The sequence below is a fragment of the Streptococcus mitis genome (assembly GCF_005144795.1).
Classification (GTDB): domain Bacteria; phylum Bacillota; class Bacilli; order Lactobacillales; family Streptococcaceae; genus Streptococcus; species Streptococcus mitis_BB.
This window is the reverse complement of record NZ_SWFJ01000004.1, coordinates 156114-172197: the sequence shown is the minus strand read 5'-3', so window position 1 is coordinate 172197 and position 16084 is coordinate 156114. Positions and strand designations below refer to the sequence as shown.

12 protein-coding genes and 1 pseudogene are annotated in these 16084 nt (G+C 39.7%); 9 read left to right on the top strand and 4 right to left on the bottom strand.

Translation table 11 applies throughout. The annotated features are described in order from the left end of the window. The first annotated feature begins 11 nt into the window (after positions 1-11). The 9 genes and pseudogenes from FBF73_RS10100 to metK all read left to right on the top strand — a co-directional run bounded on the left by FBF73_RS10100 (position 12) and on the right by metK (position 11965). Entirely contained in the window at positions 12-1715 is a 1704-nt protein-coding gene (locus FBF73_RS10100) for a hypothetical protein (RefSeq protein WP_240798241.1), read from the top strand. A 167-nt stretch (positions 1716-1882) separates the two neighbouring features. Continuing rightward, positions 1883-2593: pseudogene (locus FBF73_RS04275) on the top strand (DUF6572 domain-containing protein). 523 nt (positions 2594-3116) lie between these two features. Continuing rightward, a protein-coding gene (prfB, locus tag FBF73_RS04260) for a peptide chain release factor 2 (protein WP_124787749.1) occupies positions 3117-4212 on the top strand; the annotation gives its coding sequence in 2 pieces (ribosomal slippage) (positions 3117-3188 and positions 3190-4212; 1095 coding nt in all). A gap of 17 nt (positions 4213-4229) precedes the next feature. Next, the gene (ftsE, locus tag FBF73_RS04255; RefSeq protein ID WP_124787748.1) at positions 4230-4922 is read left to right on the top strand and encodes a cell division ATP-binding protein FtsE; all 693 of its coding nucleotides are present in this window, start codon (positions 4230-4232) and stop codon (positions 4920-4922) included. Then, on the top strand, positions 4915-5841 hold the full coding sequence (gene ftsX / locus FBF73_RS04250; protein WP_124787747.1) for a permease-like cell division protein FtsX: 927 nt from the start codon (positions 4915-4917) through the stop codon (positions 5839-5841). Before ftsE ends, ftsX begins: the two co-directional genes overlap by 8 nt. 188 nt (positions 5842-6029) lie before the next feature. After that, entirely contained in the window at positions 6030-8210 is a 2181-nt protein-coding gene (locus FBF73_RS04245; protein ID WP_136937073.1) for a PTS transporter subunit IIBC, read from the top strand. A gap of 51 nt (positions 8211-8261) precedes the next feature. Beyond that, on the top strand, positions 8262-9077 hold the full coding sequence (locus FBF73_RS04240) for an endonuclease/exonuclease/phosphatase family protein (RefSeq protein WP_136937072.1): 816 nt from the start codon (positions 8262-8264) through the stop codon (positions 9075-9077). Between the two features lie 140 nt (positions 9078-9217). After that, positions 9218-10561 carry a DEAD/DEAH box helicase gene (locus tag FBF73_RS04235; protein ID WP_136937071.1) on the top strand — a complete coding sequence of 448 codons (1344 nt, stop codon included), beginning with the start codon at positions 9218-9220 and terminating at the stop codon, positions 10559-10561. 213 nt (positions 10562-10774) lie between these two features. Continuing rightward, complete coding sequence (gene metK, locus FBF73_RS04230; protein WP_136937070.1) at positions 10775-11965, top strand: methionine adenosyltransferase; 1191 nt, start codon at positions 10775-10777, stop codon at positions 11963-11965. Positions 11966-12048: 83 nt separating this feature from the next. Here the strand turns inward: metK and FBF73_RS04225 are convergent, their stop codons facing one another. From FBF73_RS04225 to FBF73_RS04210, 4 genes are all read right to left on the bottom strand, one after another. Further along, positions 12049-12684: a GNAT family N-acetyltransferase gene (locus tag FBF73_RS04225; RefSeq protein WP_136937069.1), complete on the bottom strand. Its 636-nt coding sequence runs from the start codon at positions 12682-12684 to the stop codon at positions 12049-12051. A gap of 134 nt (positions 12685-12818) precedes the next feature. Next, positions 12819-13118, bottom strand: coding sequence for a DUF1827 family protein (locus tag FBF73_RS04220; protein WP_000767189.1), 300 nt, complete (start codon positions 13116-13118; stop codon positions 12819-12821). Between the two features lie 58 nt (positions 13119-13176). Continuing rightward, on the bottom strand, positions 13177-13629 hold the full coding sequence (locus tag FBF73_RS04215; RefSeq protein ID WP_124787741.1) for an NUDIX hydrolase: 453 nt from the start codon (positions 13627-13629) through the stop codon (positions 13177-13179). A gap of 129 nt (positions 13630-13758) precedes the next feature. After that, positions 13759-16017 carry an ATP-dependent Clp protease ATP-binding subunit gene (locus tag FBF73_RS04210; RefSeq protein WP_124787740.1) on the bottom strand — a complete coding sequence of 753 codons (2259 nt, stop codon included), beginning with the start codon at positions 16015-16017 and terminating at the stop codon, positions 13759-13761. Between the last annotated feature and the right edge of the window lie 67 nt (positions 16018-16084).

The following is a 16084-nucleotide window of genomic DNA, read 5'->3' as shown; positions in this document are numbered from 1 at the left end:
ATAACTTTCTCATGAATCAGGTCAAGAACTTGGACAACTCGATCATCCAGTATGAAAGTAATCATGCGAGTCAGGATTTGGTTGCCTTTAAGGAACTCTTGTCGGCGACCAAGGCCTTGATCGCAGAACATGCAGGGAAGACACGGACTGTAGGGACTTATCAGTCGGGTGATTTCGCTAAACTCCAGTCTGTCCAACGCTTTGCGATGGCCTACCAACAGGCGACCAAGCAGATGGAGAGTCGTGTTGAGCGCGTACAAGCTGCCCAGGAGAGAGACAAGGCTCGTTTTGAGGCCTTGGCTGCGGAGGATCGAGCCAAGAACGGTTGGAAAGACCTGGCAATTGGTGTGATGACCGTTGCGTTTAGTATTCTTGCGATTGTAGGAAGCATGGGTTTTGCGACACCCTTGGTTGTTGGGGCTGGCTTAACCGCAGGACTGGGGTCGTTTGCTTATGGGGCGTCTAATGCAGCGGAAGGGATTCATAACATCCAACTTGGAAATGCAGGGGATGCCCATACGAAATCCTATAATCTCATCCGAGATACGCTTTTCATGGGGAATGACAAGCTGTATCATGATGTTGGAAATGTCTTTGTGACGGCGAGTGCCATCATGATTCCCATAGGGCAGACCCAGAGCGTTGTCAAGGGCTTGACCCAGTTTGCGATAGGGGAAGCAGGTGCCTATACAGCAGGTCAGGTTGCCTATCATGGGACCAAGCTCCTAGGTGGAAGTGAGGAAGATGCCCAAACCGCAAACTTTATCGGGAATATCGTAGGAGGTTATACGGTCTCCTCAGCAGCCAGCAAGTTTAGTCTCAATAAGGTGAAAAATAACTTATCTGAACAAAATTTTTCTAATTATAGAGAGTTTTCAACTAGAAAGATTGGTAACTTCAAGACAAATTTCAAAGATGTTGAAACGAAAATAACTGTTGAGACTCGTAATGCGGCAGGTGAAATTCAGCGTATCCAATTAAAAGCGGTCGGTGTAGATAAAACTGGAAAAATTCGGATTCCGGATTATACAACTGCAAAAGATGGTTTATCCATTAAACGCCAAACAATCCTTGATAATATCGAAAGAAATGGCGGAGTCATTGTTGGTAAGGGGAATGGTAAATTTGTTGGTAGTGTAGAAATTCCAAAGAGAACTCGGATTGATGTAATTAATAGTAGCAACTCAAAAATTAAAAACTTTAAGATGGAGCTGGAAAAAATACAGCGAGCAGATATGTCTAGAAAAATCGTAGATGGTTTGATTAGTACAGAAAAGGGTCAACGTTTAGATCCTTCCAGATATCTTTCACACCAAGAGATAGAGACACATCTAAATATGTTTAAGGATGGAGTTGTAAAGGTTATCAGTAAAGAAGGATTTAATAAATCTGTAATGGAATTTGGTGGGAATATTGGACCAGAAAAGGGACATTATGTAATGCCAAAATTTATATATGATAAAGCTGTATTGGCATCAGATGGGAATCCGAGAGTATTAGAGGAATTACTAGGCTTAGATAGAGGGTATTTAGGTGATTCACCTCTTACTATTAATGTTAAACACCCTAAAAATTTACGTATGCCATCAGGCAATGAGCCAGGTGCTTGGCAAGGCCTTTGGGAACCAGGAGGTTTTACAAAGGGAGGTATACCAGAGGCAGTTGTAGATCAATTTAAACCAGGTGATTATACAATAGGAAAGATATTTGAATAGGTGTTTGTATGACAACAGAAATTCAGCAATACAAAAATTGTACGATATTAAAAAACAATAATGATTATCAGATTTTGTGGAGTAGAGGAAAAGAAGTGCTTAACTTTCCCATTAGCCAGGAATTAGCAGAACGTGTTTCAAAATCAGACAAAGATTCTTTAGAAGTAATGTTTTATTGTGAAAATCAACGTTGGCCAAAGAAAGATGAGTTAGAAGATTATAATCAATCGGATACGATTGTACATAGAGGCAATGGATTTATTGTATATGAGACAGACGGCTATTACGAAATTAGCTTCTTTAAAGAAATTGGCGGAGCCATGGGTCCAGAAGTTCGCTATCCTATTACTAAAGAACTGATGGATAAAGCATTTGAATCTTCTAGGGGAGCATATGAAGTCATGATTTATGCTGAAACAGGGCACTGGCCCCTAAAGCAAGACGATATTGATAGAAACTACATACGTAATCACCCTGAAGCTGTTCTACTAAATATAGAAGATAAACGTGAGTTATTTGATGTTAAAGAGTTTAAATCTCTTGTACAAAAGGCTATATCTTCGAAATTAAAGCCAACTGAACTTGATGCAATTGGTACAGTTGATAATCATTTGGAACTTCTTCTAGTAGACCCTCTCGAGTAGCAGGAAGAAATTGAAGCAGTTCATTTGGAACTTCTGCAGGAAAAAATGAACAACTATATCTACTTCCTCGAAAGCAAGCAGTATGTGGCACGATACGGTGATAAGTTTGACAAAAAAGTCATCCATATTACCTTCCAATATTCTCCATCGGATAATGGACTAGCCTTTCTTGCTGCGGTTCAGAAGGTATTACAACTGACGGATATGAGCTTGAAGATAGAATTACCGGAGTAGTAAAGGGAGCGGAAACGCTCTCTTTTTGTGGTATAATTTGACTAGGTTACGAAGGCTTTTGTTAAATAGGTAAAAGTAGCGAACTATTTATGCCAACGATTGACACAAAAGGGCATTCATATGACGATTTTTTTATACGCTATTAAGAAACAGGGAGATTATGAGATAAAAGATCTATGTGTATGAACTGGACTGTACCCCGAAAGTTAGGCATAAAGGATATAACACTTGGGGAATTTCATAATTTAGTTTAATAAAGATGAGGTAACTTAGCAATTTGAGAAAAATTTAGGCCTTGAGTACAGTAAATGAGAATACTTTCACTCTTGTTTATGGTAGAATGATGGTAGCTCATAAAACTTTTTTGGTAACTAGTTCGTTCAATTCTATTTTATTAGAAAATTTTATGAGTTTTTATTGTGCAATTAGATTGTATAATCAAGATAGAAAAAGTCATTAGAGCAAAAGATGGAAAGAAATAAGAGATTATGGTATAATAAAACGATATAAAAAAGGAGTATTTATGGACATTTCAGAAATTCGTCAAAAAATTGACGCAAATCGTGAAAAATTAGCTTCTTTCAGGGGGTCTCTTTGACCTCGAAGGTTTAGAGGAAGAGATTGCCATCTTGGAAAACAAGATGACAGAACCTGATTTTTGGAACGATAATATCGCGGCCCAAAAAACGTCGCAAGAATTAAATGAATTAAAAAACACCTACAATACCTTCCACAAAATGGAAGAGTTGCAGGATGAAGTTGAAATTTTATTAGACTTTTTAGCTGAAGATGAGTCGGTGCATGAAGAACTGGTAACGCAGTTATCAGAACTTGACAAGATGATGACCAGCTATGAGCTGACCCTTCTCTTGTCAGAACCTTATGACCATAACAATGCCATCTTGGAAATCCATCCAGGATCTGGTGGTACAGAGGCTCAAGACTGGGGTGATATGTTACTTCGTATGTACACTCGCTATGGAAATGCTAAAGGCTTTAAAGTGGAAGTGTTGGATTACCAAGCAGGAGATGAAGCTGGTATCAAGTCAGTAACCTTATCATTTGAAGGACCTAATGCCTATGGTCTTCTCAAGTCAGAAATGGGTGTTCACCGTTTGGTCCGTATTTCACCATTTGACTCTGCTAAACGTCGCCACACCTCTTTCACATCTGTAGAAGTGATGCCTGAGCTGGATGATACCATTGAAGTGGAAATCCGTGAAGATGACATTAAGATGGATACCTTCCGTTCAGGTGGTGCTGGTGGACAAAACGTCAACAAGGTTTCAACAGGTGTGCGTTTGACACACATTCCTACGGGAACTGTTGTCCAATCAACAGTGGATCGTACCCAATATGGAAATAGAGATCGTGCCATGAAGATGTTGCAGGCTAAGCTCTATCAAATGGAGCAAGAAAAGAAAGCTGCGGAGGTTGATTCCCTCAAGGGTGAGAAAAAGGAAATCACATGGGGAAGTCAAATTCGTTCTTATGTTTTCACGCCATATACTATGGTAAAAGATCATCGAACTAGCTTTGAAGTTGCACAAGTAGATAAGGTTATGGATGGAGACCTAGATGGTTTTATTGATGCCTATCTCAAGTGGAGAATCAGCTAAGATAGAAAGGAACTCACATGTCAATTATTGAAATGAGAGATGTCGTCAAAAAATACGACAACGGAACGACTGCCCTACGTGGTGTTTCGGTAAGCGTTCAACCAGGGGAATTTGTTTACATCGTAGGACCTTCAGGAGCAGGAAAGTCAACATTTATTAGATCTTTGTACCGAGAAGTCAAAATCGAAAAAGGAAGTTTAACAGTAGCAGATTTTAATCTAGTTAAAATCAAGAAGAAAGATATTCCGCTTCTACGTCGTAGTGTTGGGGTGGTCTTTCAAGACTATAAACTCTTGCCAAAGAAAACCGTTTATGAAAATATTGCCTATGCAATGGAAGTTATTGGTGAGAGTCGCCGTAATATCAAAAAACGTGTTATGGAAGTTTTAGACTTGGTTGGATTGAAGCATAAGGTTCGTTCTTTTCCAAATGAACTTTCAGGAGGAGAACAACAACGGATTGCGATTGCGCGTGCTATTGTAAACAATCCCAAAGTATTGATTGCGGACGAACCAACAGGAAACTTGGACCCGGATAATTCATGGGAGATCATGAATTTGTTGGAACGCATCAATCTCCAAGGTACAACTGTCTTGATGGCTACCCACAACAGTCAGATTGTAAATACCTTGCGCCACCGTGTCATTGCCATTGAAAATGGCCGTGTCGTTCGTGACGAAGCTAAAGGAGAATATGGATACGATGATTAGTAGATTTTTTCGTCATTTATTTGAATCATTAAAAAGTTTGAAACGAAATGGCTGGATGACAGTAGCAGCTGTCAGTTCGGTTATGATTACTTTGACACTTGTTGCCTTGTTTGCATCTGTTATCTTTAACACTGCAAAATTGGCTACCGATATTGAAAACAATGTCCGAGTGATGGTATACATTCGTAAGGATGTAGCCGACAATAGTGAGACTATTGTAAAAGAAGGTCAAACAGTAACCAATAATGATTACCATAAGGTATATGATGCTTTGAAAGCTATGCCCACTGTTAAAAGTGTTACCTTCTCAAGTAAAGAAGAGCAGTACCAGAAATTAACTGAAACGATGGGCGATGATTGGAAAGTTTTTGAAGGGGATGCCAATCCACTCTACGATGCTTACGTAGTAGATACAAATACCCCAAGTGATGTCCAAAAAGTAGCTGAAGAGGCTAAAAAAATTGAAGGTGTGTCAGAAGTTCAAGATGGCGGTGCAAATACCCAGCGTCTTTTCCAACTTGCTTCCTTCATCCGTGTTTGGGGATTAGTTATAGCTGGTCTGTTGATCTTTATAGCAGTGTTCTTAATTTCCAACACTATTCGTATTACAATCATTTCACGTAGTCGTGAAATTCAAATCATGCGTTTGGTGGGGGCTAAAAATGGTTATATCAGAGGTCCATTCTTATTAGAAGGTGCCTTTATCGGTTTGTTTGGTGCTGCAATCCCATCAGTTTTAGTTTTCTTTGTTTACAATATGGTTTATCAATCTGTAAATAAATCATTGATTGGACAAAACTTGTCAATGATTACACCAGATATATTTATACCTCTCATGATTGCACTTCTTTTTGTTATCGGTATCTTTATTGGTTCAATTGGATCTGGTATATCAATGAGACGTTTCCTAAAGATTTAATACTATATTTCTTGAAATACTAGAATAATAATGTAAATATAAAAGAGGAAGTGTAAAAACTTTCTCTTTTTTCTCCATTTTTTTTATAAAAGCCTTTACAAAAAAAATTAAAGTGGTATAATTAATACATAGTTAAGTGCAAACGTTTTCGTAAAACGTTTGCCTAAATAAAAATAAAGGAGATTTGAATGATGAAAGATACATTCAAAAATGTCTTGTCTTTCGAGTTTTGGCAAAAATTCGGTAAGGCTTTGATGGTGGTTATCGCGGTTATGCCGGCTGCTGGTTTGATGATTTCAATCGGTAAGTCTATCGTAATGATTAACCCAACTTTTGCACCACTTGTAGTTACCGGTGGAATTCTTGAGCAAATTGGTTGGGGGGTTATCGGTAACCTTCACATTTTGTTTGCCCTAGCAATTGGAGGAAGCTGGGCTAAAGAACGTGCTGGTGGTGCTTTCGCCGCTGGTCTTGCCTTCATCTTGATTAACCGTATCACTGGTACAATCTTTGGCGTATCAGGAGATATGTTGAAAAATCCAGAAGCTATGGTAACAACTCTCTTTGGTGGATCAATCAAAGTTGCTGATTACTTCATTAGTGTTATGGAAGCCCCAGCACTTAACATGGGTGTCTTCGTAGGGATCATCTCAGGTTTTGTAGGGGCAACTGCTTACAACAAATACTACAACTTCCGTAAACTTCCTGATGCACTTTCATTCTTCAACGGGAAACGTTTCGTACCATTTGTAGTTATTCTTCGTTCAGCAATCGCTGCAATTCTACTTGCTGCCTTTTGGCCAGTAGTTCAAACAGGTATCAATAGCTTTGGTATCTGGATTGCCAACTCACAAGAAACTGCTCCAATCCTTGCACCATTCTTGTATGGTACTTTGGAACGTTTGCTCTTGCCATTTGGTCTCCACCACATGTTGACAATCCCAATGAACTACACAGCTCTTGGTGGTACTTATGAGATTTTGACGGGTGCAGCTAAAGGTACTCAAGTATTTGGTCAAGACCCACTATGGCTTGCATGGGTAACAGACCTTGTTAACCTTAAAGGTGCAGATGCAAGTCACTACCAACAATTGTTAGATACTGTTCACCCAGCTCGTTTCAAAGTTGGACAAATGATCGGTTCATTCGGTATCTTGATGGGTGTGATCGTGGCTATCTACCGTAATGTCGATGCTGATAAGAAACATCAATATAAAGGTATGATGATTGCGACAGCTCTTGCAACATTCTTGACAGGGGTTACTGAACCAATCGAATACATGTTCATGTTTGTAGCAACACCTATGTATCTTGTTTACTCACTTGTTCAAGGTGCGGCCTTCGCTATGGCTGACGTAGTAAACCTACGTATGCACTCATTCGGTTCAATCGAGTTCTTGACTCGTACACCTATTGCGATTAGCGCTGGTATCGGTATGGATATCGTTAACTTCGTTTGGGTAACTGTTCTCTTTGCTGTAATCATGTACTTTATCGCAAACTTCATGATTCAAAAATTCAACTACGCAACTCCAGGACGTAACGGAAACTACGAAACTGCTGAAGGCTCAGAAGAAGCTAGCAGCGAAGTGAAAGTTGCAGCAGGTTCTCAAGCTGTAAACATTATCAACCTTCTTGGTGGACGTGCAAACATCGTTGATGTTGATGCATGTATGACTCGTCTTCGTGTAACTGTAAAAGATGCTGACAAAGTCGGTGATGCAGAACAATGGAAAGCAGAAGGAGCTATGGGTCTTGTCATGAAAGGACAAGGAGTTCAAGCTATCTACGGTCCAAAAGCAGACGTATTGAAATCTGATATCCAAGATATCCTTGATTCAGGTGAAATCATTCCTGAAACTCTTCCAAGTCAAATGACAGAAGCGCAACAAAACACTGTTCAATTCAAAGGTCTTACTGAGGAAGTTTACTCAGTAGCAGACGGTCAAGTTGTTGCTTTGGAACAAGTAAAAGATCCAGTATTTGCTCAAAAAATGATGGGCGACGGATTTGCTGTAGAACCTGCAAATGGAAACATTGTATCTCCAGTTTCAGGTACTGTATCAAGCATCTTCCCTACAAAACATGCTCTTGGTCTTGTGACTGAAGCAGGTCTTGAAGTATTGGTTCATATTGGTTTGGACACAGTAAGTCTTGAAGGAAAACCATTTACTGTTCATGTAGCTGAAGGACAAAAAGTTGTAGCAGGTGATCTTCTTGTCACAGCTGACTTGGATGCTATCCGTGCAGCAGATCGTGAAACTTCAACAGTGGTTGTCTTCACAAATGCTGAAGCTATTAAATCAGTTAAATTAGAACAAACAGGTTCTCTTGCAGCTAAAACAGCAGTTGCTAAAGTAGAATTGTAATACACTTGAGGTTGGAAGCTGTTTTCCAACCTCTTGTTTTAGGAGAAAAGCATGAAATTTTTAACACTCAATACTCATAGCTGGATGGAAAAAGAAGCTGAGAAAAAATTCCAGCTCTTGCTTGAAGATATTCTTGATAAAGATTATGATTTGATTTGTTTCCAAGAAATCAATCAGGAGATTACTTCGCCAGAGGTGGAGGTTAATGACCTTTATCAAGCTTTGCCAGCAGCTGAGCCTATTCACCAAGACCATTATGTTAGACTTTTGGTTGAAAAGTTGTCAAAGCAAGGAAAAAATTACTATTGGACTTGGGCCTATAACCATATTGGTTATGACCGCTACCATGAAGGTGTGGCTATCTTGTCTAAAACACCTATTGAAGCAAGAGAAATTTTGGTTTCAGATGTGGATGATCCAACAGACTATCATACTCGCCGTGTCGCCCTGGCCGAAACTGTAGTCGATGGCAAGGATCTTGCAGTTGCCAGTGTCCATCTTTCTTGGTGGGATAAAGGGTTCCAAGAAGAATGGGCACGATTTGAAGCTGTCTTGAAGAAATTGAACAAGTCACTTTTGCTTGCTGGAGATTTCAACAACCCAGCTGGTCAGGAAGGTTACCAAGCTATTTTAGCTAGTCCATTAGGCTTACAAGACGCATTTGAAGTTGCTCAAGAGAAAAGTGGTAGCTATACTGTTCCACCAGAAATTGATGGCTGGAAGGGGAACACAGAACCCCTTCGAATCGACTATGTTTTTACTACCAAAGAGTTAGCGGTGGAAAATTTATATGTCGTATTTGATGGTAACAAGAGTCCACAAGTTAGTGATCACTATGGCTTGAATGCTATTTTAAACTGGAAATAAGGACTGAAAAGAGGTTGGGATTCACAAATTCCAGCCTTTTTCTGATTAGATGAACTACTGAAAGTAAGCTCTATGAGTGAGACTACTGAAATGGAATAAAATATGATATAATTGATAAGATAGATAGAATCGAGGATATTATGTCATTTACGAAATTTCAATTTAAAAAATATATTAGTGAAGCCTTGGAGGAGTTGAAATTTACAACTCCAACAGAGGTGCAAGACAAGTTGATTCCTATTGTTTTGGCAGGTCGTGACCTAGTCGGTGAATCAAAAACAGGTTCAGGTAAGACTCATACTTTCTTGTTGCCGATTTTCCAGCAATTAGATGAAACTAGTGATAGTGTACAGGCAGTGATTACTGCATCGAGCCGTGAGTTGGCTACTCAGATTTACCAAGCAGCTCGTCAGATTGCAACTCACTCAGAGGTGGAAGTTCGTGTAGTTAATTATGTGGGTGGTACAGATAAGGCTCGCCAGATTGACAAATTGGCAAGTAACCAGCCTCATATTGTTATCGGAACGCCAGGTCGTATCTATGACTTAGTTAAGTCTGGTGATCTAGCTATTCACAAGGCTAAGACCTTTGTGGTCGATGAGGCAGACATGACCTTGGATATGGGATTCTTAGAAACGGTTGATAAGATTGCTGGAAGCCTTCCAAAAGACCTGCAATTCATGGTCTTCTCAGCGACTATTCCACAAAAACTGCAACCATTCTTGAAAAAATACTTATCAAATCCTGTTATGGAGAAAATCAAGACCAAAACGGTTATTTCTGATACTATTGATAATTGGTTGATTTCTACTAAGGGACGTGATAAGAATGCTCAAATTTATCAGTTGACTCAGTTGATGCAACCGTATTTGGCAATGATTTTTGTTAACACTAAAACGCGTGCTGATGAGTTACATTCATACCTGACTGCTCAAGGTTTGAAGGTGGCAAAGGTTCATGGGGATATTGCCCCTCGTGAGCGCAAACGTATTATGAACCAGGTGAAAAATCTGGATTTTGAGTATATTGTCGCAACAGATTTGGCAGCGCGTGGAATTGACATTGAAGGTGTCAGCCATGTCATCAATGATGCCATTCCGCAAGACTTATCCTTCTTTGTTCATCGAGTTGGTCGTACTGGAAGAAATGGCCTACCAGGTACAGCTATTACCCTTTATCAGCCAAGTGATGACTCGGATATCCGTGAGTTGGAGAAATTGGGAATCAAGTTTACTCCTAAGATGGTCAAAGACGGGGAATTTCAAGATACTTATGACCGTGATCGTCGTGCCAACCGTGAGAAAAAACAAGATAAACTTGATATCGAAATGATTGGTTTGGTTAAAAAGAAAAAGAAAAAAGTCAAACCGGGTTATAAGAAGAAAATTCAATGGGCAGTGGATGAAAAACGCCGCAAGACTAAGCGTGCTGAAAATCGTGCTCGCGGTCGTGCAGAGCGTAAAGCAAAACGCCAAACATTTTAATAGTAATTGTTGGAGTACTGAGCTCCAACTTTTTGCTTTATGAGAACGAAATATCTACATTAAAACACTACATTAAAGACTGCAAATTGCGCTTAAAAATGGTATAATGATAAAGTTATATAGTCCCGATAAGATGGTAGGCATTTATCACTAATAGTTTTCCTATCAGTACTTTGTAACTCTATAACACTATTTTTAAGGGGGGACATTTTTATGTCAGAACGTAAATTATTCACGTCTGAATCTGTATCTGAGGGGCATCCAGATAAGATTGCAGACCAAATTTCAGATGCGATTTTGGATGCTATTTTAGCTAAAGATCCAGAGGCGCACGTTGCTGCGGAGACAGCTGTATATACTGGTTCAGTCCATGTTTTTGGTGAAATATCTACAAATGCCTATGTGGATATTAACCGTGTGGTTCGTGATACCATTGCAGAGATTGGCTACACCAATACAGAATATGGTTTCTCTGCTGAGACTGTAGGAGTACATCCATCTTTGGTAGAACAATCTCCTGATATTGCCCAAGGTGTTAACGAAGCCTTGGAGGTACGTGGGAATGCAGACCAAGATCCGCTTGACTTGATTGGTGCTGGTGACCAAGGGCTCATGTTTGGATTTGCAGTGGATGAAACAGAAGAGCTCATGCCATTGCCAATCTCACTCAGTCATAAATTGGTTCGTCGTCTGGCAGAACTTCGTAAGTCTGGTGAAATCAGCTATCTTCGTCCTGATGCTAAATCACAAGTTACAGTTGAGTATGATGAAAATGACCGTCCAGTACGTGTGGATACAGTCGTTATTTCCACTCAGCACGACCCAGAAATTAGCAATGAACAAATTCACAATGATGTGATTAGCAAGGTTATCAAGGAAGTTATTCCAGCTTCTTACTTGGATGAGCAAACCAAATTCTTCATCAATCCAACTGGTCGCTTTGTAATCGGTGGACCTCAAGGGGATTCAGGTTTGACTGGTCGTAAGATCATCGTGGATACCTATGGTGGCTACTCTCGTCATGGTGGAGGTGCCTTCTCTGGTAAGGATGCGACTAAAGTGGACCGTTCAGCTTCTTATGCGGCTCGCTACATTGCCAAGAACATCGTTGCAGCAGGTCTTGCTAAGAAGGCAGAAGTGCAATTGGCCTATGCCATCGGTGTGGCCCAACCAGTTTCCGTTCGTATCGATACTTTCGGTACAGGAACAGTAGCTGAAAGCAAGCTTGAAAAAGCGGCTCGTCAAATCTTTGACCTTCGCCCTGCAGGGATTATCAAAATGCTGGACCTCAAGCGTCCAATTTACCGTCAAACAGCGGCTTACGGACACATGGGACGTACAGATATTGACCTTCCATGGGAACGTTTGGATAAGGTAGATGCTTTGAAAGAAGCTGTAAAATAGATAAGAAAACCAACGTTTTGAACGTTGGTTTTTATAAATATAAGTTATCCTTATTTAAATAGGATTTGTAAATTGCTAGTCTGTTATAATTTATTTATTGTTTTTAAAAATACCCAGTTACCAATTGATTTTGATCCGTATTCTAAGTCCATATGGTCCAGTAATACATAATCGTTTTTTTCGTAGAATGAGGCGTTTCTAGCTGTACTAGTTATGAGACATAAGTTCTTACAGCCTTTTGATTTAATATAGGGTTCAATCCCTTGTGTCAGAAAAGTACTGCCTATTCCCTGCCCCTTTCTTGCTGTATTAACAGCTAAAGCCATCAAATACCAATCAAACTCTCCTGCTTGTTCTAAATGATTTTTGGAACGTTTTACAAAGTCAAAGTATTTAAAAAGATTTCGTGGTCGAATGTAGCGAAAAATGTTTGTTCCGCCATTTTGTAGATAGGATAGTATACAGAAATCCTTTTGTTGCAAAAGGGCGACTTCTAGTAATTCTCCATCTTGTTCTGCAACCAAACAGTTTCCTTTTTTAATATAGACTCTAGTGAGCAATGTTTGTAATGTTTCTACAAAATTAGGATAATAATCAGGTTTCTTTAAATCATCAGTTATAATCGTTAAAAAGGGATAGTCAAGAAAGGAATTGGCTAATAGTTTTCCAATTTTTTCGTATTCTTCAAGTCTTGCCTCTCGATATATCATGTCTCCCATGCTTGTCTCCTTTGTTACCTATAAAATTGTGTATGATAGGATTTCAAGATAAAAAATTGGAGATGATTTAAAAAGCTAAATAAACCCAATTTTGTTCCATAAGGTTTAAAAGACTTTTTAATCTCTCCAAGATTTTATTTGGTCGGAATTGAAATTCCAATTAATTTTTCTGAATAGAGGGTTTTGATATTGGCCTCATCAATAGAGTCCTTATCAATTTTACGTTTCAAGAAAAATTCTTGAATAGCTTCGATTTCAGGTTCGCGAATAGCACGGTGTTTGTTTGAGATGAGGATTTCATAGTGAAGCGGAGCTTGGGTAAAAATAACATCTGTATTACCTGCAGAATAAACCTCAACAAGGGTTGCATCTGTACTTTCTAGCTGGCTTTTTACAAGTTGCGAGTGTGAGTTTGTCGTATTGATAAGCTTCATAACATTTCCTCCGATTTTCTAATTCTATTATAGCATTTTTTGAATAAAGTAGCTTGATTTAGTCAATCTTATGCTGTTTTTTCCAAGATTGAATTGCCCATTTATGACTACCACGTTTGAGATTTTCAATAGCCTCGTCAATAGGGAACCAGGCAATATGATTAAAGTCCTCTAGTGGTTTTTGTACTTCTTTGAAAGAAGTCGCTTCATAGAGGTAGGCAGGATTGTAGTAGTAGGTGTCACGATGACGAGAATAGAAATATTCATCAGCTTGTCCGTAATAGGCACCAATTTCAGCTGTGAAGCCAAGCTCTTCAATCAATTCACGTTTTAGGGCTTCTTGATGATTTTCACCTGCTTCAATTTCGCCACCTGGTAAGAACCAAGCGCCATTAGGTGCTTGAACAAGAACAATGTGTTTTTGTTCAGTATCAGGGATAACAGCATATACGCCATAACGAGCAACATAGTCTGTATTCGCCTTTTTTTCTCCGAAAGTTGGATTTGCCATTGCATTTTCCTCATTATCTATTGTCTTTATTATTATCTTAATGGACAAAGGCCAAGCTGTCAAGAATTTATAGTGACTTTTGTAAAAAGGAGCAGAAAATTTTCATTTTCTACTCCTTTTCTATAGGATTTATACTTCTTTATCAGAAGTTTTTACTTCAGCTTTTTTGGCAGATTTGATTTGAATGTTGCCCTTGCTGGTCATAACTGCCTTGAGGTATTTTTCGCTTGGATTTTCAAGGTAGTAGTCAGTGATTGCGTCCTCAATATAGTCTTGAATAGTACGACGAAGTGGACGTGCTCCCATTTTTGGATCATAACCGAGGTCAACTAATTTTTCTTTGACCTTTTCAGTTACATTTAAATGAATGTTGTTGCTAGAAAGGCGCTTGTTAACATCTGCTAGCATAAGTTCGACAATCTGAAGGAGGTTCTCCTTGCTGAGAGCCTTAAATTCGATAATACCATCAAAACGGTTCATAAACTCTGGGCTAAAGAAGTTACCGAGTTCACCGAGAACAGAATTGGTACGTCCTTCTCTAGCAGCACCAAATCCAACGCTGGCTTCGGCTTTACCAGTACCAGCATTTGAAGTCATGATGATGATTGCGTCCTTGAAGCTAACAGTGCGTCCTTGCCCATCTGTCAAACGACCATCGTCTAAGACCTGGAGGAACATATGCATGACATCTGGATGAGCTTTCTCTACTTCATCTAAGAGAATAAGAGAGTAGGGATTGCGACGAACTTTTTCAGTTAATTGCCCAGCCTCATCGTAGCCAACATAACCTGGAGGGGCACCAACTAATTTAGCTACACTGTGTTTTTCCATGTATTCGCTCATGTCAAAGCGAATCATGCTGTCAGCAGAACCAAAGAGTTCGATAGCTAGTTGTTTGGAAAGTTCTGTTTTACCGACACCAGTTGGTCCGACAAAAAGGAAGCTTCCAATTGGACGGTTAGGCGTACCGAGACCGACACGATTACGGCGAATAGCCTTGGCAATCTTATAGACTGCATCATCTTGGCCAATAACATGAGACTTGAGATCTTCGGCTAGATGGATGAGTTGAGATTGTTCTTTCTCTTTCAAATCACCAACAGGAATATTGGTTTTCTGCTCGATAATATGCTCAATAGTTTTCTCGCTGATGATAGGAATATCTTGATCCGTAACCTTTTTCTTTTGCATTTCCTTATACTTAGCAATCTGGTCGCGGAAGTAGGCAGCCTTCTCAAAATCTTCCTCTCGTGTAGCTTGAGACTTGAGATTTTCAGCCTCAATCAAGCGCTGATCAATCACTTTAGGATCCACAAAATTCAAGGTCAAGTTCATCTTAGAACCAGCTTCATCCAGGAGGTCGATGGCCTTGTCAGGCAAGAAGCGATCTTGGATGTAGCGATTGGAAAGAGTTGCAGCTGCTTCAATTGCAGCATCGGTATACTGAACGTGGTGGTAGTCTTCGTATTTCTTTTGAATTCCTTTGAGGATGGTGATTGTTTCTTCCACTGTTGGTTCATCGACCTTAACAGGTTGCATACGACGCTCTAGGGCTGCATCCTTTTCAATGATACGGTATTCATTGAGGGTAGTAGCACCGACCAATTGCAGTTCTCCACGAGCAAGGGCGGGCTTGAGGATATTTCCTGCATCCATATTGCCATCGCCTGCAGAACCAGCACCGACAATTTCATGGATTTCATCGATAAAGAGGATAATATCCTCACGTTTGCGAATTTCTTCCATGAGTTTTTGAATGCGTTCTTCAAATTGTCCTCGAATACCCGTTCCTTGAACCAAGCTAACCACATCCAGACGGATGACTTGTTTGCCTTGGAGTTTATGCGGAACATCTCCATCAACGATTTTCTGAGCTAGACCTTCGACAACGGCAGTTTTTCCGACACCTGGTTCACCGATAAGAACAGGATTATTCTTGGTTCTGCGATTGAGAATTTCTATGACACGGATAATCTCATCGTCGCGCCCAATAACGGGGTCAATATCTCCACGACGGGCAATTTCAGTTACGTTGATACCAAATTCTTCCAGCAGGCCTTTTTCTTGGCTTGGTGGAGGAGTTTGAGCAGGTCCACGATTTTGGGAACCATAACCGCCATTTCCACCGTAACCTCCACCTGATTGGGTTGGGGGAGTCGGAGGAGTATTGCTAGAAGGTCTAAAATTATTTAGGTCATTGAAGAAATCACCGAAAGGATCAAAGTCACGATTGTTCAGATCAGTTATACCTTTAAAGAGGCTATTGTTAGGATCTGTCTTGATAATCTTATAGCAGTTTTGACAGAGGTCAATTTGTTTTTGCTTTCCATTGAGATTGGTATAAAGATGAATTGTTGAGTCATTGATTTTACAGTTTTGACAAAGCATACATCTACCTCATTTCTTTCTTTAGCTTGACCTGTCCAAAGGTCAATAATAGTCAAATTTCTATACT

What these genes read in the sequence shown, in the direction of transcription:
- FBF73_RS10100 (WP_240798241.1), top strand. Translation starts at nt 12, where the DNA reads ATGAATCAGGTCAAGAACTTGGACAACTCGATCATCCAGTATGAAAGT.
- ftsE (WP_124787748.1), top strand. Translation starts at nt 4,230, where the DNA reads ATGTCAATTATTGAAATGAGAGATGTCGTCAAAAAATACGACAACGGA.
- ftsX (WP_124787747.1), top strand. Translation starts at nt 4,915, where the DNA reads ATGATTAGTAGATTTTTTCGTCATTTATTTGAATCATTAAAAAGTTTG.
- FBF73_RS04245 (WP_136937073.1), top strand. Translation starts at nt 6,030, where the DNA reads ATGATGAAAGATACATTCAAAAATGTCTTGTCTTTCGAGTTTTGGCAA.
- FBF73_RS04240 (WP_136937072.1), top strand. Translation starts at nt 8,262, where the DNA reads ATGAAATTTTTAACACTCAATACTCATAGCTGGATGGAAAAAGAAGCT.
- FBF73_RS04235 (WP_136937071.1), top strand. Translation starts at nt 9,218, where the DNA reads ATGTCATTTACGAAATTTCAATTTAAAAAATATATTAGTGAAGCCTTG.
- metK (WP_136937070.1), top strand. Translation starts at nt 10,775, where the DNA reads ATGTCAGAACGTAAATTATTCACGTCTGAATCTGTATCTGAGGGGCAT.
- FBF73_RS04225 (WP_136937069.1), bottom strand. Translation starts at nt 12,684, where the DNA reads ATGGGAGACATGATATATCGAGAGGCAAGACTTGAAGAATACGAAAAA.
- FBF73_RS04220 (WP_000767189.1), bottom strand. Translation starts at nt 13,118, where the DNA reads ATGAAGCTTATCAATACGACAAACTCACACTCGCAACTTGTAAAAAGC.
- FBF73_RS04215 (WP_124787741.1), bottom strand. Translation starts at nt 13,629, where the DNA reads ATGGCAAATCCAACTTTCGGAGAAAAAAAGGCGAATACAGACTATGTT.
- FBF73_RS04210 (WP_124787740.1), bottom strand. Translation starts at nt 16,017, where the DNA reads ATGCTTTGTCAAAACTGTAAAATCAATGACTCAACAATTCATCTTTAT.